Source organism: Pseudomonas gessardii (assembly GCF_001983165.1).
GTDB lineage: Bacteria > Pseudomonadota > Gammaproteobacteria > Pseudomonadales > Pseudomonadaceae > Aquipseudomonas > Aquipseudomonas gessardii.
On sequence record NZ_MNPU01000046.1, the window covers coordinates 1 to 21,358 of the forward strand.

Sequence of the window (21,358 nt, forward strand, 5' to 3'; positions counted from 1 at the left end):
GATATCTGCAACCAGATCCCAGGCTGCGTCGGGGAGTTCATACCGCTTTGCCATCTTGGCCTCCTGGCTTTAATGGCGGTGTATTTTACAGAAAATCGTATTTCTTGGGTTTACGTACAGAGCCTAGCAAAAAACCAAGGCACAGACCTAGCTGAACGCGTCATATATATAGAGTTTCAATACACTACGAACGCCTGCCGAACGGCAGGCGGGGTTGTTTCCTGGGTAAAAGGTCAGGATTCCTTGGGGATCGGCCGGGATTTTCCATTCACCACAGAGGAATGCTCTGCCAGGGTGCTGGTCAGCCTGCGGATTGCGTCCTGGTCCTCTTTAAACATCGCCCGGTAGTTGCCCAGCACCTTTTCTTCGATCTGGCTCAGGTTGTCCAACTGGATAGGCGTTGGGCTGCCCGTCAAGACGAACAGGATATCGACGCCCTTCTCAGCGACCCGGGACAAATAATCGGCCTTTGGCGCGCGGCCACCGTTTTCATATTTGCCTTGTGCGTTTGCTTCCACGCCTCCTATTTCACCAAAAACCTTTTGCGACAAGCCAAGTCGCTCTCTTTCTTGCCTTAAGCGCGAACCAATTCCACTCATTTGGATGTATTATCCCTTCTGGTACACCCCAAGAGGTGACGATGTCATCTCGTTTTACACAAACTTGAACGGTTTTGAACTATGCCCGGAATTCGTACCGCTGCACAAGCCAAAGCCTGGCTGGAACATCAAGGCAAATCGGTCCAGGCATTCGCCAGGGAACATGGCGTGGACCCGGCAACCACCTATCAAGTGCTCGCTGGGCGCAAAAAGGGGCGGCGTGGAGAAGCCCATAAGGTGGCGGTCCTTTTGGGCATGAAAGAGGGGATCATCCTTAACGAGACACAAAGCCCAAGTAATGATCAGGAGATTGGCTCCTAAGGAGCAGTATGCACCGATTCAAGTCGAGCGCGAGGTTTACCGAGACGACTGCGCTGACAAACAAACAGACTCCATCTGCCAGAAACAGCCCTCCTCACCGACAATACTCAGCCCCTGGCGCTGATACAGCCTTTTTGCCGGGTTGGTCTTGAATACCGTCAATCGCAAATAATCCCGGCTTTCGGCCCGGGCCTTGGCGATCATCCGTTCCAACACCCAACTGCCCGCGCCCTGACGGCGAAAAGCGTCAAGCAGGTGCAGTTCGCGAATGTACAACGCCTTATCATCCCGGCTCAGGCTGACGAACCCTACCGGCCTGTTATCCTGGCAAATCAACCAGTTTTCCCGCCCGGCCCAGGCGGTATCGAAGCCTTTGTCAGACCACGTCAGATGGTATTGCCGATAGTAATGGCCCATGGCCTGATGCGTCAGGCTGCGTGCAAAGGCCAGGTGCTGATCCGATGCAGCCTTGAGGGTGAATGCCATAGCAGTGGGCTCCATTGCGTCACAGGTCGCATCCAAGCAATCATTGTGAGTATCCTCCAGCATATCGGGACATCCGCCATAGTGCTAAGCCCCTCCTCACGATAGAAATTACTGATTGAATCCACCTACAGGCCTCAGTTAAGCTCCCCCCCATCATTTGGAGAAACACCATGTTGCCACTCACCCTCATCCAGGCTCGCCCTACCGCCAACGCACAGCGTTCGGTCGTGGCTACCCGCGTGAACGGTTTGAGCGCACTGGTCAGCTTTTATTTTGGGTATTGGTTTAGCCACTGGCGCGCCTGATACCTGAAATCGGCGCCCACTACTCAAGGGGTCGCCTACCAGAGAAATCTAACCCCCGGTCGGCTCCCCGACCGGGGGTTTTGTTTTTTCAGCCCTGAACACTTTTTGCAACACACCGAACTTAAAGGAAACCACACCATGAACTTCACCACTTATTACCGTTACGACACCTGCACCGCCTGGCGATTTAGCAAGCTCCGTTCGGGACAGCCTGCCGCCTCCGATCGGTCACCTATTGGTGGCAAGCCAACACACACCGCCAATACGGCCAATTGTCGAACACCCCAGTAGGGCAGAGCGTGCGGGAACAGCCCGCCGCTTGCCCAGGAAGCAGAAATTATGAACTCGTCCATCGCCGCCCTGCCCGTTACCACCCTGTCCAGCGCCAATGAAGCGCTGACCCAGCGTTTGCCCAGCGCCCTTGAGCTCAAGCAGCAATTGCCCCTGAGCCCGTTCCTGAGCGAGCAAGTCAATGCTCATCGCCAGGCGATCCGCGCGATTCTCACGGGTGAAGACTCGCGCCTGCTGGTCATCGTCGGGCCCTGCTCGATCCATGACCCCGAATCCGCCATGGAATACGCACGCAATCTGAAGAAACTGGCCAATGACGTCAGCGACCAGATGCTGCTGGTGATCCGCGCCTACGTCGAAAAACCGCGCACCACCATCGGCTGGAAAGGCCTGGCCTACGACCCGCACCTGGATGGCAGCGACGACATGGCCGCCGGCCTCACCCTGTCACGGGAATTGATGCGTGAAATGCTGCGCCTGGGTTTGCCGGTCGCCACCGAGCTGCTGCAACCGATGGCTGCCGGTTACTTCGACGATATGCTCAGTTGGGTCGCCATTGGCGCGCGCACGACCGAGTCGCAGATCCACCGGGAAATGGCCAGCGGCCTGGGCATGCCCGTCGGCTTCAAGAACGGCACCGATGGCGGCGTGGCCATTGCCTGTGACGCCATGCGCTCGGCGGCCCACCCGCACCGCCACTTCGGCGTCGACAGCCAGGGGCATCCGGCGATCATCCAGACCCCGGGCAACGCCGATACCCACCTGGTATTGCGCGGCGGCCACCGTGGCCCGAACTACGACCGCCAGAGCGTGGCCCAGGTCAAGACCGACCTGGCCAAAAGCAAAGTGGCCACGCGGATCATGGTCGATTGCAGCCACGCCAACAGCGGCAAGGACCCGATGCGCCAGCCGGCGGTGTTCAATGACGTGCTGGAGCAGCGCTTGCAGGGCGACACCTCGCTGATCGGCATGATGCTGGAGAGCCATCTGTTCGCAGGCTGCCAGCCGCTCAGCCCGTCGATGCGCTACGGCGTTTCGGTGACCGACGGCTGCCTGGGCTGGGACGGCACCGAGCAGTTGCTGCGTGAAGCGGCCGCACGCCTACGCGATCACGCCTGATGTAAATCAGTGGAACTTTGCCGGGAAATAACCGCCTGAATCCGGTACGCTCACCTTTTTTAATTCAAGGAATTATCCACCATGGCCAAAGCCACCGCCCGTCACATCCTGGTTGCCACCGAAGACAAGTGCAACGAACTTAAAGCCCAGATCGAAGGCGGCGCTGATTTCGCAGAAATCGCCAAAGCCAACTCCAGCTGCCCATCGAGCCGTGATGGCGGCAACCTGGGTTCGTTCGGCCCTGGCCAGATGGTCAAGGAATTCGACACTGTCGTGTTCAGCGCCCCGGTCAACACCGTGCAAGGCCCGGTGAAAACCCAGTTCGGCTATCACCTGCTGGAAGTGACCAGCCGCCAGGACTGATCCACGTTTTTGCAAAACATAACGGCCCGCCTTTTGGTGGGCCGTTGTGTTTGCGCCCCAGCAGGGAGACTGGCGACCCGTGCGCGGTTAGGGTACAAGTCCCCTTCCTTCTTCACCCGGCGCTCAAGGCTGATAATGCGACTGGACTTCCTCACGTTGGTTGGCTCTACCCTGGCCCTGCTGCTGGCGAGTGCTGTCTCGTTCGCCGCCCCGCAACATGCACTGACCGTCTACGGCGAACCCGCCAAATACCCTGCCGGTTTCAGCCATTTCGACTATGTAAACCCCGACGCGCCCAAGGGCGGCAGCCTCAAGCGCTCGGCCATTGAAGTCGGGCGCTTCGACCATGTACTGCCGTATATCGACAAAGGCATCGGCGTCAGCCAAGTGGACGGCTGGGTGTACTCGCCCCTGGCCTACCGCTCGCTGGATGAGCCCTATACCGTCTACGGCCTGGTGGCGCAAAAGATGGAACGCGCCGAAGACGGCCTGTACCTGCGGTTTTTCCTCAACCCCAAGGCGCGGTTTGCCGACGGCACGCCCATCACCGCAGAGGATGTACGCTACAGCTTCAACCTGCTGATGACCCAGGGCAGCCTGCGCTTTCGCACGCTGTTCGCCGACGTCAAGCACGTCGAGGTCGAAGGCCCGGGGCAAGTGCGTTTTGACTTCTCCAGCAATGAAAACCGCACCCTGCCCCTGGATGTCGCGACCCTGCCGGTGTTCCCCGAGCATTGGTGGAAGAGCCGCGACTTTGCCAATGGCGGCGGCTATGAAGCGCCCCTGGGCAGCGGCCCGTACAAGGTCAGCAAGATCAATGCCGGCAGCACCATCACCTTCCAGCGCGACCCCGACTGGTGGGGCAAGGACTTGCCCGTCAGCCGCGGCCTGTACAACTTCGATCACCTGAGCCTGGAATACTTTGGCGATACCGAAGTTGCACGCCAGGTCCTGCGCGGCGGCGCCTACGACTTCAACCGCGAATTCTCCGCCACCGGCTATTCCATCGGCTACAACGGCCCGGCCCTGGACGATGGCCGCCTGCAACGCGCGCACCTGGCCAAGCAAGCCCCGCAGCCGGCCCAGGGCTATGTGTTCAATATGCAAAAACCGATGTTCCAGGACCGCCGCGTGCGCCAGGCCCTGGCCATGCTCTGGGATTTCGAGTGGGCCAACCGGCAGATGATGCGCAACCTGTATATCCGCCAGCAAAGCTACTTTTCCAACAGCCCGCTGGCCGCCACCCAACTGCCCGACGCCCGGGAGCTGGCGATTCTCGAACCCTTGCGCGGGCAGATCCCCGACGAAGTCTTTACCCAGGTGTTCAAGGCGCCGACCACCGACGGCAGCGGCATGATCCGCGACAAACAGTTGCAAGCCCTGGCCCTGCTGGAAGACGCCGGCTGGACACCCAAGGGCGACAAGCTGGTGAACGCTGCCGGCGAGCCCCTGGAGTTCACCTTCCTCAATGTGCAGAACGGCCTCGAACGCCTGCTGCTGCCCTATAAACGCAACCTGGCGCAGATCGGCATCACCCTCAACATCCGGCGCATCGACTCATCCCAGTACGTCAACCGCCTGATGACCCGGGACTACGACATGATCGTCACCGGCTTCCCGGTCACCACCTCGCCGGGCATGGAGCTGTACAACTACTTCGGCTCCTCGTCGGCGTTCGACCCGGGCGCCAACAACTACATCGTCCTGCAAAACCCGGCGGTAGACACCCTGGTCACCGGCCTGGTGCGCGCCACCACCCAGGCGCAGATGCTCAGCTACGCCCACGCCTTGGACCGGGTGTTGCAATGGAATTATTACTGGATCCCCAATTACTACCCACACGGCGCCTCGGCCGCGTGGTGGAACCGCTTCGGTCGCCCGGCCATCGAGGCCAGCAACGACGAGGCGCTGGAGTCGTGGTGGGAAGTCAGCCCGACGCCCCTGACCAATGAGCAGATGAAAGCCGAACTGAGCCAGCCGCGAGGTGCCCGCTGATGTTTGCCTATATCGTGCGGCGCCTGCTGCTGATCATCCCGACCCTGGTGATCATCCTGCTAGTGAACTTTGTGATCGTCCAGGCCGCGCCCGGCGGGCCGGTGGAACAGGCCATCGCCCACTTGCAGGGCATTGGCGGCGGCAGCGTCGGCGGCTCGGCCGGCGACGGCGTCAGCAGTGGCTCGCGCGCCAGCCGTGGCCTCGACCCCAAGCTGATCAAGGACATCGAAAAACAATACGGCTTCGACAAATCCGCACCCGAACGCCTGTGGCTAATGCTCAAGAACTATGCCCGGCTGGATTTCGGCAACAGCTTCTTTCGCGGCGCCACGGTGACCGACCTGATCCTGGAAAAGATGCCGGTGACCCTTTCCCTCGGCCTCTGGGCCACCCTGATCACCTACCTGGTATCGATCCCCCTGGGGATCCGCAAGGCGGTGCGCCACGGTAGCAGTTTCGATGTGTGGAGCAGCACCGCCATTGTCATTGGCTACGCGATGCCGGCCTTCCTGTTTGCGATGTTTTTGATCGTGGTCTTTGCCGGCGGCACTACCCTGAACTGGTTCCCGGTGCGCGGCCTGGTGTCGGAGAACTTCGAGCAACTGGGCACGCTGGGCAAGATCGCCGATTATTTCTGGCACCTGGTGCTGCCGGTCAGCGCCCTGGTGATCGGTGGTTTCGCCACCTTGACCATCCTCACCAAAAACTCGTTCCTCAATGAAATCACCCGCCAATACGTAGTCACCGCCCGGGCCAAGGGCCTGAGCGAACGGCGCGTGCTCTACGGCCATGTGTTTCGCAACGCCATGCTGCTGGTGATCTCCGGGATCCCCCAGGCGTTTATCAGTGTGTTTTTCGCCGGCTCGCTGCTGATCGAGGTGATTTTCTCCCTCGACGGCCTGGGCCGCATGAGCTACGAAGCGGCGGTGTCGCGGGACTATCCGGTGGTCTTTGGCTCGCTGTTTATCTTCACCCTGTTCGGCCTCTTGATAAAACTGATCGGCGACCTCTGCTACACCCTGGTGGACCCGCGTATCGACTTCGCCGCGAGGAACGCCTGATGCTCAATCTGTCTCCCGTGGCCCGTCGCCGCTTCGAGCGCTTCAAGCAAAACCGCCGGGGCTGGTGGTCGCTGTGGCTGTTTATCGGCCTGTTTATCCTGACCCTGGGCGGCGAGTTGATCGCCAACGACAAGCCGCTGGTGCTCAGTTACCAGGACCAGTTGTATTTCCCGGTGTTCAAGCGCTACACCGAGCAGCAGTTCGGCGGGCAACTGCCGTTCCAGGCCGACTACCGCAGTGACTATGTGCAGCAACTGATCCACAAAGACGGCGGCTGGATGCTGTTCCCGCCGATCCCCTTCAGCGATGACACGCCCAACTACGAGCTGACCCGCCCTGCCCCCAGCCCGCCGTCCACAGTGAACTGGCTGGGCACCGATGACCAGTCCCGCGATGTGCTGGCGCGGGTGATCTTCGGCGCGCGGGTGTCGATCCTGTTCGCCCTCGGCCTGACCCTGATCAGCGCCGTCATCGGCATTGCCGCCGGCGCCTTGCAGGGCTATTACGGCGGCTGGGTCGACCTGCTCGGCCAGCGCATCCTCGAAGTGTGGTCGGGGTTGCCGGTGCTGTACCTGCTGATCATTCTCTCGGGGTTTGTCGAACCGAACTTCTGGTGGCTGCTGGGGATCATGGCGCTGTTTTCCTGGCTGGCCCTGGTGGACGTGGTGCGCGCCGAGTTCCTGCGTGGGCGCAACCTGGAATACGTGAAGGCCGCGCGCGCCCTGGGCCTGGGGGACGGCAAGATCATCCGCCGACATATTCTGCCCAACGCCATGACCGCCACCCTGAGCTACCTGCCCTTTATCCTGACCGGGGCAATTTCCACCCTCAGCGCCCTGGACTTCCTCGGTTTTGGCATGCCGGCGGGCAGCGCGTCCCTCGGTGAGTTGATCGCCCAGGGCAAGCAGAACCTGCAGGCGCCGTGGCTCGGGCTCACGGCCTTCTTCAGCCTGGCGCTGATTCTGTCGCTGCTGGTATTTATCGGCGAGGCGTTGCGTGACGCCTTCGACCCACGATCATAAAGGGCGATGCATCCATGACTGACAACCTGATCGAGATCCGCGACCTGTGCGTCGCCTTCAGCGGCCAGACCGTGGTGCGCAACCTGTGCCTGGACGTGCGCCGTGGCGAATGCCTGGCGCTGGTGGGCGAATCGGGCTCGGGCAAGTCGGTGACCGCCCATTCGGTCCTGCAACTGCTGCCCCAGGCCGGCACCGCTAGCACCGGCTCCGTACGCTATCGCGGCCAGGAACTGCTCGGCGCCGACGCCGGCACCCTGCAAAAACTGCGGGGCAACCGCATCGCGATGATCTTCCAGGAGCCGATGACCTCCCTCAACCCCTTGCACAGCATCGAAAAGCAGATCGGCGAAACCCTGCTGCTGCACAAGGGCCTGGGCGGCAAGGCGGCGCAGGCACGCATCCTCGAACTGCTGGAGCTGGTGGGCATCCGCAACCCCCAGGAGCGCCTCAAGTCCTACCCCCATCAGTTGTCGGGTGGCCAGCGCCAACGGGTGATGATTGCCATGGCCCTGGCCTGCGAGCCGGAACTGCTGATCGCCGACGAGCCGACCACCGCGCTGGATGTGACGGTGCAGCGCAAGATCCTGCTGTTGCTCAAATCCTTGCAGCAACGCCTGGGCATGTCCTTGCTGCTGATCAGCCATGACCTCAACCTGGTGCGCAGCATTGCCCAGCGCGTGTGTGTGATGCAGGCCGGGGAAATTGTCGAGCAGGCCGACTGCCAGGCCCTGTTCAATGCGCCGCAACACCCCTACAGCCGCCTACTGCTGGATGCCGAACCGGTCGGCACGGCACTGTGCCAGGATGTGCGCGAGACGGTGTTGCAGGTCAACGACCTGAGTGTGCGCTTCCCCATCGGTGGCGGGCTGTTGCGGCGCAAGCAGTACTTGCAGGCAGTGGACGGCATCAGCTTGGACCTGCAACGGGGCAAGACCCTGGGGATCGTCGGCGAGTCCGGCTCCGGCAAGTCCACCCTCGGCCAGGCGATCCTGCGCCTGCTCGACTCCAGCGGCAGCATCCGCTTCCAGGGCGAGGCCCTCGATGGCCTGAGCCAGAAGCAGATGCGGCCCTGGCGCAAACAGATGCAGGTGGTGTTCCAGGACCCCTACGGCAGCCTCAGCCCGCGCATGTCGGTGCAACAGATCATCAGCGAAGGCCTGGAAGTGCACGCGCCGTGCAGCCTGCAAGAGCGTGACGCGCAGGTGATCAAGGTGCTGCAGGATGTGGGCCTCGACCCGGCCAGCCGCCATCGCTACCCCCACGAGTTCTCCGGCGGCCAGCGCCAACGCATCGCCATCGCCCGCGCCCTGGTGCTGCGCCCGGCGCTGATGCTGCTGGACGAGCCCACCTCGGCCCTGGACCGCACCGTACAAAAACAAGTGGTGGCGCTGCTGCGTGAACTCCAGGAAAAGTACGGCCTGACCTACCTGTTTATCAGCCATGACCTGGCCGTGGTGCGGGCCATGGCCCACGATATGATCGTGGTCAAGGACGGCAAGGTGGTTGAGCGCGGTCCGAGCCAGGCGGTGTTTGCCGCACCGCAGCATCCCTACACCCAGGAGCTGCTGGCCGCCGCACAGGCTCCCCTGTCCTTCACTCAATAAACCTGGCGCCCCGAGCATGAACACCACCGAAAGCCTCAAGGACTACCCGCACGTTCGTGGCCTGGCGATCCAGTCCCTGTTCGAGATCATCGAGCAGTCCAGCGAAGGCACGGTGATTGTCGACCGCGACGCCAATATCGTGTGGATGAACGAACGCTACGCCAAGCGCTTCGGCCTGAAAAGCGCCGACCAGGCCATCGGCCAGCCGTGCGAACAGGTGATCTCCAATAGCCTGCTACGCCAGGTGGTACGCACCGACCAGCCGATCCTCCTGGATATCCAGGACACGCCCAAAGGCCCGCTGGTGGTGATGCGCCTGCCGATCCACGACGATTCCGGCAAGGTCATCGGCGCCATCGGCTTTGCCCTGTTCGATGAGTTGCGCAACCTCTCGCCGATGATCGAGCGCTACCTGAGCATGCAACAGGAGTTGGCCTCGACCCGCTCGCTGTTGCGCTCACGCCAGAGCAAATACAACTTCGCGCATTTTATCGGCACCAGCGCCGCCAGCCTGGAGGTCAAGCGCCGGGCGCGGCGCAGCGCGAGTGCCGAGTCGCCGGTGTTGCTGCTGGGCGAAACCGGCACCGGCAAGGAGCTGCTGGCCCAGGCCATCCATGGTGCCTCGCCACGCGCCAACAAAGCCTTTGTCAGCATCAACAGCGCCGCCATCCCCCATGACCTTTTGGAAGCCGAATTCTTCGGCACCGCGCCCGGCGCATTTACCGGTGCCGACCGCAAGGGCCGCGCCGGCAAGTTGCAGCTCGCCCAGGGCGGGACGTTGTTTCTCGATGAAATCGGCGACATGCCATTGCCGCTGCAAAGCAAACTGCTGCGGGTGCTGCAGGAGAAAGAATTTGAGCCGGTGGGCTCCAACGAGATGATCCACAGCGATGTGCGGGTGATTGCCGCAACGTCCACCGACCTGGAAGCCGCGATCAAGCGCGGCGAATTTCGCGCCGACTTGTATTACCGCCTCAACGTCTTGCCGATCCAGGTCCCGCCCCTGCGCGAACGCCTGGATGATATTCCGGCGTTGAGCGAGGCCATCCTCGAAGAACTGCGCAGCCAGCATGAACTGGACCGTGAAGCCCTGGCGTTGCTGGCCGAGCATGCCTGGCCGGGGAATATCCGCGAGCTGCGTAATGTGCTGGAACGGGCGGCGCTGCTCAGCGATGACTTGGTGCTGGATGCGCGGGAGATCCGTGCAGCAATTGGCACCTTCAGCCCGGTGGAGCGCAGCGCCGTGGCGCCCATGGAGGTCGAAACCTTCAGCGTGGCGCGGGAGCGGTTCGACCGGCAGTTGATTGCTGCGGCGTTGCGCCAGTGCGAGGGCAATGTGGTGGAGGCAGCCAAGCGATTGGGGCTCGGCCGCTCGACGCTGTACAAGAAGATGGTGGCGCTGGGCATCGAGCAGTCTCAATAGAGAGACAAAACTCTCAATACCAAGACAATCCCCTGTGGGAGCGGGCTTGCCCGTGATAGCGGTGTGCCAGGCAACAAATCTATGCCAGGTAGACCGCCATCGCGGGCAAGCCCGCTCCCACATTTGATCTGCATTTGTCTTGATATAGAGACACGGCTTCAATATAAACTTTAAATATCTATATATATCAATAAGTTAAAGATTTGGCACGCTTCCCGCTATAGCCCCTTCCTACAAGCTCTACCCACAACAATAACAATCCGATGGAGACACACCATGAGTGTGATCATTGCCCTGGCGGCGCTTGCGCTGCTGATGCTGGCTGCCTACCGTGGCTATAGCGTCATCCTGTTTGCCCCCATCGCCGCCCTTGGCGCCGTGTTGCTCACCGACCCTTCCGCTGTCGCCCCTGCCTTTACCGGGGTGTTCATGGAAAAAATGGTCGGCTTTATCAAACTCTACTTCCCAGTGTTCCTGCTCGGCGCGGTGTTCGGCAAGCTGATCGAGCTGTCGGGCTTTTCGCGCTCGATCGTCGCGGCCGCCATCCGTTTGCTCGGCACCCGCCAGGCAATGTTGGTGATCGTGCTGGTCTGCGCGTTGCTGACCTACGGCGGTGTATCGCTGTTTGTGGTGGTGTTTGCGGTGTACCCGTTCGCCGCCGAAATGTTCCGCCAGAGCAATATCCCCAAGCGCCTGATCCCGGCGACCATTGCCCTGGGTGCGTTCTCGTTCACCATGGACGCCCTGCCCGGCACGCCGCAGATCCAGAACATCATCCCCAGCACCTTCTTCAACACCACCGCCTGGGCCGCGCCCTGGCTGGGCTTGATCGGCACCATTTTTGTGTTCTGCGTCGGCATGCTGTACCTGGCGCGCCAGCGCAACAAGGCCCAACGTGCCGGTGAAGGCTATGGCACCGACTTGCGCAACGAGCCGGAAACCGCCGCAGACCTGAGCCTGCCCAACCCGTGGATCGCCCTGTCGCCATTGATCCTGGTGGGGGTGATGAACCTGCTGTTCACCCACTGGATCCCGCAGTGGTACGGCAAGACCCACAGCCTTGCCCTGCCGGGCATGAGCGCGCCGGTGACCACGGAAATCGCCAAGCTCACCGCGATCTGGGCGGTGCAGGCCGCGTTACTGGTGGGGATCATCATGGTCTTGGTGTTTGGCTTTTCGGCGATCAAGAGCAAGCTGGCCGAAGGCAGTAAAAGTGCGGTCAGCGGCGCACTGCTGGCGGCGATGAACACCGCTTCGGAATACGGCTTCGGCGCGGTGATCGCCTCGCTGCCGGGCTTCCTGGTGCTAGCGGACTGGCTCAAGGGCATCCCCGACCCGCTGGTCAACGAGGCGATTACCGTGACCCTGCTGGCCGGTATCACCGGCTCTGCCTCCGGCGGCATGAGCATCGCCCTGGCGGCCATGTCCGAAAGCTTTATTTCCGCAGCCCATGCCGCCAATATCCCCCTGGAAGTGCTGCACCGGGTCGCGGCCATGGCCAGCGGCGGCATGGACACCCTGCCCCACAACGGCGCGGTCATCACGCTGCTGGCAGTCACCGGGCTGACCCACCGCGAAGCCTACAAGGATATTTTCGGCATCACGATCATCAAGACCCTCGCGGTGTTCGTGGTGATCGGTACTTTCTACGCCACCGGCATTGTGTGAGGTTTTCATGACGACATTGAACGGCAAGACCGCCCTGGTCACCGGCTCTACCAGTGGCATCGGCTTAGGGATTGCCCTGAGCCTGGCCAAGGCCGGCGCCAACCTGATCCTCAACGGCTTCGGCGATGCCAGCGCGGTGATCGCCCAGGTGCAGGCGTTTGGCGGCAAGGTCGGCCATCACCCGGCCGATGTCAGCGACCCGGCGCAGATCGCCGAGATGGTCGCCTACGCCGAGCGCGAGTTCGGCGGCATCGACATCCTGGTGAATAACGCGGGCATCCAGCATGTGGCGGCGGTGGAAGACTTCCCGGTAGAGCGCTGGGACTCGATCATCGCCATCAACCTGTCGTCGGTGTTCCACAGCACCCGCCTGAGCCTGCCGGGCATGAAGGCCAAGGGCTGGGGGCGGATCGTCAATATTGCCTCGGTGCACGGCCAGGTCGGCTCGGTGGGCAAGGCGGCGTATGTGGCGGCCAAGCACGGGGTGATCGGCCTGACCAAGGTCGTCGGCCTGGAAACCGCCACCAGCAACGTGACCTGCAACGCCATCTGCCCGGGTTGGGTGTTGACGCCGCTGGTGCAGAAGCAGATCGATGACCGCATCGCCACAGGCGTTGAGCCGCAGCAGGCCCAGCATGACCTGCTGGCTGAAAAGCAGCCGTCCCTGGAGTTCGTCACCCCACCGCAACTGGGCGAGCTGGTGCTGTTCCTGTGCAGCGAGGCCGGCAGCCAGGTGCGTGGCGCGGCGTGGAATATTGATGGTGGGTGGCTGGCCCAGTAACCCCCTATCGCCCCAACAAAGAAGATCCAAATGTGGGAGCTGGCTTGCCTGCGATAGCGGTGGGCCAGTTAACTCATGCATGACTGATCCACCGCTATCGCAGGCAAGCCAGCTCCCACAGTTTGGATGTGTGTTGTCTGGCGGATTTCATACAAGAACAAGAGAGTGCGCCATGTCCGATATCCTCTGGCAACCCAGCCCGGAACGCATCCACACCACCCGGATGGACCAGTTCCGGCGCTTTATCAATGATCGCCACGCCTTGCAGATCAACGATTACCCCACCCTGCACCAATGGAGCATCGACCAGCGTCCGGCGTTCTGGGCGGCGATTGTCGAGTTCTTCGACGTGCAGTTTCGTACGCCGCCCAGCACCGTGCTGGTGGAAGGCGCGCAGATGCCCAGCGCCCAGTGGTTTCCCGGCGCCACCCTGAACTTTGCCGAACACCTGCTGCGCCGCCGCGATGAGCACCCGGCGGTGGTCGCCATCAGCGAAGACGGCCAGCGCGAACAACTGACCTATGCCGAACTGGCCCGCCACGTCGCCGGCCTGCAGCGCAGCCTGCAAGCGGCGGGCGTGGGCCTGGGCGACCGGGTGGCGGCGTGCATGCCCAATACCTGGCAAACCCTGGTGGGCATGCTCGCCACCAGCAGCCTGGGGGCGATCTGGTCCTGCTCCTCGCCGGATTTCGGCACCCAAGGGGTGATCGACCGCTTCGGCCAGATCGAGCCCAAGGTGCTGATCACCTGCGCCGGTTATCGCTACGCGGGCAAGTTGATCGACCAGAGCGCCAAGCTCAATGAAATCCTCGAGCGCCTGCCGTCCCTGCAACAGCTGATCATCGTGCCCTACGCCCGGCCCGAGGCGCGCATTGAGGACTACCAGACCCCGGCCAACGTCGCCCTGTGGGATGACTTCTATTGCCCCGGCGGCGAACCGCAGTTTGTCGCCGTGCCCTTCGACCACCCGCTGTACATCCTCTACTCCAGTGGCACCACCGGCGTGCCCAAGTGCATCATCCACGGCACCGGCGGCGTGTTGCTGACCCACCTCAAGGAACACGGCCTGCACGCCGACCTGTCGCGCGACGACTGCCTGTTCTACTACACCACCTGCGGCTGGATGATGTGGAACTGGCTGGTCTCGGTCTTGGCCATCGGCGCCACGGCGGTGCTGTATGACGGCTCGCCGTTTCATCCGGGCCCCGCGCGCCTGATTGACCTGATCGACCAGGAGCGCATCAGCGTGTTCGGCACCAGCCCGAAATACCTCGCCACCCTGGAAAAGGCCGGCCTGCAACCACGCCGCAGCCATGACCTGGGCAGCCTCAAGGGCCTGATCTCGACCGGCTCGCCACTGTCGCCCCAGAGCTACGACTACGTGTACCGCGAGATCAAGCAGGAGCTGTGCCTGTCGTCGATGTCGGGCGGTACCGACATCGTCTCCTGCTTTGTCATCGGCAACCCGGTGCTGCCGGTACGCCGCGGTGAAATGCAGTGCAAGAGCCTGGCAATGGCCATCGAAGTGTGGGATGACCAGGGCCGGCCGCTGATTGGTGAAAAAGGCGAACTGGTGTGTACCCGGCACTTCCCGGCGATGCCCATCGGCCTGTGGCATGACCCGTTGGGGGAAAAGCTGCGCGCTTCGTATTTCAGCCAGTTCCCCGGCGTATGGGCCCAGGGCGACTATGCCGAGCAGCGCGCCAATGGCAGCCTGTTGATCCATGGTCGTTCGGATGCGGTGCTCAACCCCGGCGGCGTGCGCATCGGCACGGCGGAGATCTACCGCCAGGTGGAAAAGGTCCCGCAGATCGTGGAAAGCCTGGCCATCGGCCAACGTTGGCAGGACGATGTGCGCGTGGTGCTGTTTGTGCGCCTCAATGACGGCGAACACCTGGACGCCGCCCTTGAGCAACAGATCCGCGATGTGATCCGCGCCCATACCACGCCGCGCCACGTGCCGGCGAAGATCCTCAGCGTCACTGACATTCCGCGCACCCTCAGCGGCAAGATCGTCGAGTTGGCGGTCAGGAATGTCGTGCACGGCGAACCGGTGAAGAACACCGATGCCCTGGCCAACCCCCAAGCCCTGGAGCAGTTTCGCAACCGCCCCGAGCTGGGGTAAAAAAGATGAAAGGTTTCAGCTTTGACGCACTCACTTGAAGAAAAACCCCTCAAGCATGCTATTTTTCGAGGGGTAACCAGCCGTTTCCGTACCACGGAGTCTTCGGCTTTTTTCATTCTTCAAGCGTTACGCGCAAGGCACTTACATGAACGGATCACCCACCGGCAGCGAGGCCGCGGCCCTGATCGCACGGCTGGACTGGGCCACAAGCCCCCTCGGTGATGCCAGCCACTGGCCACAAAGCCTGCGCACGGCCATCGATATCGTCATCCATTCACCGATGCCGATGCTGTTGCTGTGGGGCACCGAACTCACGCAACTCTACAACGACGGCTTCGCCCTGCTGGCTGGCAACAAGCACCCCCAGGCCTTCGGCCAGCCGACGCACCGGGCCTGGCCGGAGCTGCAACACTTCACCACCCCGATCTACCGCGCCGTCCTGAGCGGCCAGGTGCGCACCTTTACCGAACAGCGCTTTGTCCTGCAGCGCAACCACCGCGACACCGAGATCTGGCTGGACCTGACCTACAGCCCGATCCGCGACGAACAGGGCCAGGTCGCCGGGATCCTGGTGACAGCAATTGAAACCAACGAACGCCGGCAACTGGCCCAGGAGCTGCAACAACGTTCCGAAGCCAGCCTCAAGGCCCAGCACAACACCGAGCAACGCTTGCAACTGGCCCTGGCCGCCACCGATGCGGTGGGCACCTGGGACTGGGATATCAGCGAAGACCGCTTTATCGCCGATAACCATTTTGCCCAGTTGCACGGGGTTGATCCGTGCCAGGCCCAGCAGTTGCCCATCAGTGATTACCTGCAAGGCGTGCACCCGCAAGACCGCGGCCTGATCGCCCGCAGCATCAAGCATTGCATCACCCATGGCACCGAGTACGCCGAGGAATATCGCCTGCTCCAGGCCAACGGCCAGGTGCGCTGGGTGTTTGCCCGTGGCCGCTGCTACAAGGACCACCACGGCCGACCGGTGCGCTTCCTTGGCGCGGCGCTGGACCTGACCGAACGCAAGCACACCGAACAAGCCCTGCGCCAGAGCCAGACCGAGCTGCAACTGATCATCAACGCCATGCCGGTGCTGATCGGCTATGTCGACCACACAGAACGCTTTCGCCTGAACAACAGCGCCTACCTCGACTGGTACGGCCTGACCCCGCAAGAACTGTATGGCAAGACCATCCGCGAAGTCCTCGGCGACAAGCTCTATGCCGGGCGCGCCGATAAAATCGCCGCCGCGCTCAAGGGCAAGGCCTGCAGCTTTGTCACCGTCACCCCCCATTGCGATGGCCGGCCCCGGCATGCGCTGATGAAGTACCTGCCCCGCTTCAGCGCCGATGGCTCGGTCAATGGCTTCTATATCTTTGTGATCGATGAGACTGAACGCAAACTCACCGAGGAGGCGCTGCGCCATCTCAACGACAACCTGGAAGAACGCGTGGCCCAGCGCACCCAGGCCCTGGCCGAAGCCAACCAGCGCCTGCAAAACGAGATGTTCGAGCGTGCACGCGCCGAAGACGCGCTGCGCCATGCACAAAAAATGGAAGCGCTCGGCCAACTCACCGGCGGGATCGCCCATGACTTCAACAATATGCTCACTGGGATCATTGGCAGCCTGGACCTGATGCAGCGCTACATCGCCGCCGGGCGCAGCGATGAGATTAGTCGCTTCACCGACGCCGCCGTGGCCTCGGCCCATCGCGCAGCCGCGCTGACCCATCGCCTGCTGGCCTTCTCCCGGCGCCAGTCCCTGGATCGCCAGCCCCTGGATCCGAACCAGTTGGTCACGTCCCTCGAAGAGCTGTTCCGCCGCACCAAAGGCGCCCATATCGACCTCAAGGTGCAGTTGGGCAGCGATATCTGGCCGGTGAACACCGACGCCAGCCAACTGGAAAACGCCCTGCTCAACCTGGTGATCAACGCCCGCGACGCCATGCCCGATGGCGGGCAACTGAGCATCGAGACGGCCAACAGCTACCTGGACGGCACCGACATCAGCACCCTGGAACCGGTCAAAGCCGGCGACTATGTGATGCTGGGCGTGTGCGACAATGGCGCCGGCATGACCCCCAAGATCCTGGCCAAGGCCTTCGACCCGTTTTTCACCACCAAGCCCATCGGCCAGGGGACGGGCCTGGGGCTGTCGATGATTTATGGCTTTGCCCAGCAATCCGGCGGCCACGTCACGATCCACAGCGAGCCGGGCCGCGGCACCTGTGTGCGCCTGTACCTGCCGCGCCTGCATGGCACCGCCCTGGAGAAAGTCCTGCCGCAGATCCCCGTGGAGGCCCCCGTGGCGCTGGATGGCGAAGCCGTGGTGGTGGTCGAGGACGATGCCGCCGTGCGCATGCTGGTGGTCAACCTGCTCGATGAACTGGGCTACACCGCCCACCAGGCCGCCGATGCGCGGGCGGCCCTGCCGTTGCTGGAATCTGACCTGCGGGTGGACTTGCTGGTGACCGATGTCGGCCTGCCTGGCATGAACGGTCGGCAACTGGCGGAAATCGCCCGCCAGCACCGCCCCGGGCTCAAGGTGCTGTTCATGACCGGCTACGCCGAGACCGCCGCCGAGCGTCAGGGTTTCCTGGATGAAGGCATGGACATGGTGGCCAAGCCGTTTTCCATCGACCAGTTGGCCACGAAAATCCGCAGCATGATCGGCGCCAAAGGCCAAGTTGATGCATAATCCCGCGCCTTCAAGCCCGACCGTTGCAAGGTAACTGCCCGATGAAAGCCCAAGCCCGCCATATCCTGGTTAAAACCAGCGAAGAAGCCGAACAGCTCAAGCAGCGTATTGCCAAGGGCGAAGCCTTTGATGTGCTGGCCAAGAAGTTCTCCACCTGCCCGTCCGGCAAGCGCGGCGGCGACCTGGGTGAAGTACGGCCGGGGCAGATGGTGGGGGTGATCGATGCGGTGATTTTCAAGAAACCGCTGCGGGTGGTACATGGGCCGATCAAGAGCAAGTTTGGGTATCACCTGGTGCAAGTGTTCTACCGCGACTAAATCACCCTGATCGTTCCCACGCTCCGCGTGGGAATGCCTCACTGGACGCTCTGCGTCCGCTTCTGGGACGCGGAGCGTCCGTAGCTGCATTCCCACGCGGAGCGTGGGAACGATCACTGTGGGAGCCGGGCTTGCCCGCGATCCGCCGCAGGCGGCCTCATACCCTGGGAATCAGCGCACCCGGAAGCTGGATCACCTGGCTCGCCAACCGATGCCCCGCCAAGGCTGCCTCCTGCGGCGAACCACCCCTGAGCCTGCTGGCCAGATACGCCGCACTGAACGAATCCCCCGCCGCCGTGGTATCCACCACCTGCTCGACCACCCGCGCCGGCACCGCAAAACGCTCGCCACCGCAACGGATCAGGCAATCATCCGCCCCACGCTTGAGCACCACCTCCTCGATCCCCGGATAGGCCGCCAACACCTGCTCGCTGTCGGCATAGCCAAACAACGCACGCTCGTCATCCTCTGTCAGCAAGGCCATATCCACCAGTGCCAACACCTGCCGATAGGCCTCGCGAGCAGCCTCGACACTGGCCCACAGACGCGGCCGGTAGTTGTTGTCGAACACCACCCGGGCGCCACGCTGGCGAGCCTCAACCAGGGCGGCCAGCAGGCGTACGCGCCCCACTTCGCCCAAGACCGCCAGGGTGATCCCGCTCAAATACAGCACATCGTAGCTGGGCAAGGCGGCCAGGACCGGTTCGGCCCCTGGCGTGGTGAAGCAATCGCGCACCGCCGCTTCGTTGCGCCAATAGAGGAATTTGCGCTCGCCATAGGCATCGGTCTGGATGCAGTACAAACCCGGCAGGCGCCCCGGCAAGCGCTGGACCCTGTCCAGGCCCAGGCCTTCGGCGGCCCATTGCTGGCACATGGCATCGCTGAAACGGTCATCGCCCAGGGCGGTGACGTAATCCACCGTGCTGCTGGCCCCCAATTCGCGGCGCAGGTAGACGGCGGTGTTCAGGGTGTCGCCGCCGAAGCTCTGTTGCAGGCTGCCGTCGGCGCGGTGTTGCAGTTCGATCATGCATTCGCCGATCAGGGCGATGCGCGGGTGTGGGTTCATGTTCGGATTCTCGGGTGAGTTTTAGGGCCTCATCGCCGGCAAGCCAGCTCTCACATTTGAATGTATTCACAAATCCAAATGTGGGAGCTGGCTTGCCGGCGATGGCCGCGACGCGGTCTAGAAACAGGTCTGCAATGCCTCGACCACCTGCAGCTGCTCATCCACCAGGCACCCCACCTGCCACTTGTCGAAGGTCAGGCATGGGTGCGAAGTGCCAAAGGCGATGATGTCGCCAATACGCAACTCAACCCCCGGTGCCACCGTCATGAATGCATGCTGGTCCATCACCGCCGTGACCTTGCAACCACTCACATCCTCGCCCACCGCCGGCAGCACGCCGGCCTTGTAGCGCTTGAGTGGCACCGGCAAGCCGGCGTCGTAGGCCACGTCGCGCTTGCCCAGGGCGATCACCGCAAACCCCGGCTGCGGCAACGATTGCACATGGGCCCAGACTTCCAGGGCCGGGCGCAGGCCTTCGCTGAGGTCGCTGCGCCGGTCCAGCACGCAGCATTGCGCGTCCTTGTAGATACCATGGTCGTGGGCCACATAGCTGCCGGGGCGCAGTACGCTGAGGAAGCGCCCCTCGGCGTTTTGCGCGGCGAAAGACTCGGCGATCAAGTCATACCAGGCCGAACCCGAGGCAGTGATGATCGGCTTGCCCAGGTCGAAGGCGCCACTGTCCTGCATCGCCACCGCCAGGCGCACCAGGGACGCGGCAAACTCGCGGATACCGCGGATGGCATGCTCACCGTGGATCACCCCTTCGTAGCCTTCGATCCCGGTAAGCGCCAGGGCCGGCTGGGCCTTGATTGCCCGCGCCAGGTCCAGCACCTCTTGCTCGCTGCGGCAACCGCAGCGGCCGCCGACCACGCCGTATTCGATCATCACATTCAGGCGCAGGCCACGGGCGGCGAAGAATGCGCCCAGGTCGGCCACGTTGTCCGGGTGGTCGACCAGGCAATGGAAGTCAAAGCCGGGGTCGGCCAGCAGCTCGGCGATCAACGCCATGTTCGGCGCGCCCACCAGTTGGTTGGCCATCAACACCCGACGCACGCCACCGGCGTAGGCCGCGCGGGTCTGCACCGCGGTGGCCAGGGTGATGCCCCAGGCGCCTTGTGCCAACTGACGCTGGAACAGCGCCGGCATCATGCTGGTCTTGCCATGGGGCGCCAGTTGCGCGCCGCTGTGGCTGACAAAATCCTGCATCCAGCGGATGTTGTGTTCCAGTGCCGCGCGGTGCAGCACCAGGGCGGGCAGGCTGACGTCGCGTACCAGGTGGGCACCGCTGGCGGCGGCGCCTTTTTCAACGGCATTGAAGGCAGACATGGGGTTACTCCGTTTCGCTATTCATTGATGCGACGGGCCAGGGTGTTGGCGCTTTCGATCAGCACCCGGCGGTAGTCGTCGTAATTGTTCTTGGCGTCGGCCCGTGGGGCGACGATACACAGGGTCGCAATGGCGACGCCCTGGGCATCGCGCACCGGGGCGGCAAAGCAGTGGGTAAAGGTGTCGGCGACACTGTCGAAGGAAAAGAAACCATCGAGGCTGGCCTGGCGAATCTGCCCGAGGAAGGTCGCCAGGGGCAGGCGCTGGCCATCCGGCAGGATAAAGTCGTCGTGGTCGATCAGCTCGATGATCTGCTGGTCGCTCAAATGCCCCAGCAACAAGCGCCCGGAAGCGGTCCAGGGAATCGGCGCGTTTTCACCGATATCCGAAGAAATCCGGAAATGCCGCTCGCCCTCGCGCATCAACGCCACCGTGTACTTGCGCCCGTTGAGCAGGCACATTTGCGCGGTCTCGCGGGTTTGCCTGACGATCGCCTGCAAGGCGTGATCGGCCTCGCGGGTCAGGTCGAAATGGCGCAAGTGGGCCTGGCCGAGGAAGTACAACTGGCGTCCCAGGTACACATGCCCGTCCTTGCCCACGGCTTCGAGAATCCGTCGCTCCAGCAGGGAGGCGACCAGTTCGTAGACCGTGGACTTGGGGCTGCCGATACCACTGGCGATATCGTTGGGGCGCAGGGGCTGGCCGACTTCCTTGAGAAAATCAAGGATATCGAACGCCCGGTCCAGGCCCTTTGCGCGGCGTTTGATGGTGTCTTCGGTCATGGCGGTCTT

Annotated in this window: 18 protein-coding genes; 13 read left to right on the top strand and 5 right to left on the bottom strand. The window is 62.6% G+C overall.

Translation table 11 applies throughout. The features are described 5' to 3' along the window. Positions 1-233: 233 nt before the first annotated feature. Positions 234-599: a helix-turn-helix domain-containing protein gene (locus BLL38_RS23740; RefSeq protein WP_076964560.1), complete on the bottom strand. Its 366-nt coding sequence runs from the start codon at positions 597-599 to the stop codon at positions 234-236. Between the two features lie 81 nt (positions 600-680). On the opposite strand from BLL38_RS23740, the gene BLL38_RS23745 reads away from it, so the two are divergent. Next, entirely contained in the window at positions 681-920 is a 240-nt protein-coding gene (locus BLL38_RS23745; protein ID WP_076964561.1) for a DNA-binding protein, read from the top strand. A 36-nt stretch (positions 921-956) separates the two neighbouring features. Here BLL38_RS23745 and BLL38_RS23750 read toward each other — a convergent pair whose 3' ends face one another. Beyond that, positions 957-1,406 (bottom strand): GNAT family N-acetyltransferase, encoded by a 450-nt coding sequence (locus tag BLL38_RS23750; RefSeq protein WP_076964562.1) that lies wholly within the window; start codon positions 1,404-1,406, stop codon positions 957-959. Positions 1,407-2,050: 644 nt separating this feature from the next. Between BLL38_RS23750 and BLL38_RS23755 the strand changes: the two genes are divergently transcribed. From BLL38_RS23755 to BLL38_RS23810, 12 genes are all read left to right on the top strand, one after another. Next, on the top strand, positions 2,051-3,121 hold the full coding sequence (locus tag BLL38_RS23755) for a 3-deoxy-7-phosphoheptulonate synthase (protein ID WP_076964563.1): 1,071 nt from the start codon (positions 2,051-2,053) through the stop codon (positions 3,119-3,121). Positions 3,122-3,202: 81 nt separating this feature from the next. Continuing rightward, positions 3,203-3,484 carry a peptidylprolyl isomerase gene (locus BLL38_RS23760; protein WP_032861429.1) on the top strand — a complete coding sequence of 94 codons (282 nt, stop codon included), beginning with the start codon at positions 3,203-3,205 and terminating at the stop codon, positions 3,482-3,484. A 135-nt stretch (positions 3,485-3,619) separates the two neighbouring features. Further along, positions 3,620-5,479, top strand: coding sequence for an extracellular solute-binding protein (locus BLL38_RS23765; protein ID WP_076964564.1), 1,860 nt, complete (start codon positions 3,620-3,622; stop codon positions 5,477-5,479). Then, positions 5,479-6,540 (top strand): microcin C ABC transporter permease YejB, encoded by a 1,062-nt coding sequence (locus tag BLL38_RS23770; protein WP_076964565.1) that lies wholly within the window; start codon positions 5,479-5,481, stop codon positions 6,538-6,540. The genes BLL38_RS23765 and BLL38_RS23770 overlap by 1 nt, the downstream gene beginning before the upstream one ends. Continuing rightward, positions 6,540-7,562, top strand: a complete 1,023-nt coding sequence (locus BLL38_RS23775; protein ID WP_076964566.1) for an ABC transporter permease — start codon at positions 6,540-6,542, stop codon at positions 7,560-7,562. The genes BLL38_RS23770 and BLL38_RS23775 overlap by 1 nt, the downstream gene beginning before the upstream one ends. Before the next feature lie 14 nt (positions 7,563-7,576). Then, a complete protein-coding gene (locus tag BLL38_RS23780) occupies positions 7,577-9,166 on the top strand; it encodes an ABC transporter ATP-binding protein (protein WP_076964567.1) in 1,590 nt (529 codons plus the stop codon). A gap of 16 nt (positions 9,167-9,182) precedes the next feature. Next, positions 9,183-10,589, top strand: a complete 1,407-nt coding sequence (locus BLL38_RS23785; protein WP_076964568.1) for a sigma-54 interaction domain-containing protein — start codon at positions 9,183-9,185, stop codon at positions 10,587-10,589. 276 nt (positions 10,590-10,865) lie between these two features. Continuing rightward, positions 10,866-12,257, top strand: a complete 1,392-nt coding sequence (locus BLL38_RS23790; protein ID WP_076964569.1) for a GntP family permease — start codon at positions 10,866-10,868, stop codon at positions 12,255-12,257. A 7-nt stretch (positions 12,258-12,264) separates the two neighbouring features. Continuing rightward, positions 12,265-13,038, top strand: a complete 774-nt coding sequence (locus BLL38_RS23795) for a 3-hydroxybutyrate dehydrogenase (protein WP_076964570.1) — start codon at positions 12,265-12,267, stop codon at positions 13,036-13,038. A 172-nt stretch (positions 13,039-13,210) separates the two neighbouring features. Continuing rightward, entirely contained in the window at positions 13,211-15,163 is a 1,953-nt protein-coding gene (locus tag BLL38_RS23800; RefSeq protein ID WP_076964571.1) for an acetoacetate--CoA ligase, read from the top strand. A gap of 145 nt (positions 15,164-15,308) precedes the next feature. Next, positions 15,309-17,858 (top strand): PAS domain-containing hybrid sensor histidine kinase/response regulator, encoded by a 2,550-nt coding sequence (locus tag BLL38_RS23805; RefSeq protein ID WP_076964572.1) that lies wholly within the window; start codon positions 15,309-15,311, stop codon positions 17,856-17,858. Between the two features lie 41 nt (positions 17,859-17,899). Then, complete coding sequence (locus BLL38_RS23810; RefSeq protein ID WP_029293742.1) at positions 17,900-18,175, top strand: peptidylprolyl isomerase; 276 nt, start codon at positions 17,900-17,902, stop codon at positions 18,173-18,175. 157 nt (positions 18,176-18,332) lie between these two features. Here the strand turns inward: BLL38_RS23810 and BLL38_RS23815 are convergent, their stop codons facing one another. From BLL38_RS23815 to BLL38_RS23825, 3 genes are all read right to left on the bottom strand, one after another. Beyond that, positions 18,333-19,241 (bottom strand): sugar kinase, encoded by a 909-nt coding sequence (locus tag BLL38_RS23815; protein WP_076964573.1) that lies wholly within the window; start codon positions 19,239-19,241, stop codon positions 18,333-18,335. A gap of 117 nt (positions 19,242-19,358) precedes the next feature. Then, positions 19,359-20,567 carry an amino acid deaminase gene (locus BLL38_RS23820; protein WP_076964574.1) on the bottom strand — a complete coding sequence of 403 codons (1,209 nt, stop codon included), beginning with the start codon at positions 20,565-20,567 and terminating at the stop codon, positions 19,359-19,361. Positions 20,568-20,584: 17 nt separating this feature from the next. Next, positions 20,585-21,349 carry an IclR family transcriptional regulator gene (locus BLL38_RS23825; RefSeq protein WP_076964599.1) on the bottom strand — a complete coding sequence of 255 codons (765 nt, stop codon included), beginning with the start codon at positions 21,347-21,349 and terminating at the stop codon, positions 20,585-20,587. Positions 21,350-21,358: the final 9 nt, after the last annotated feature.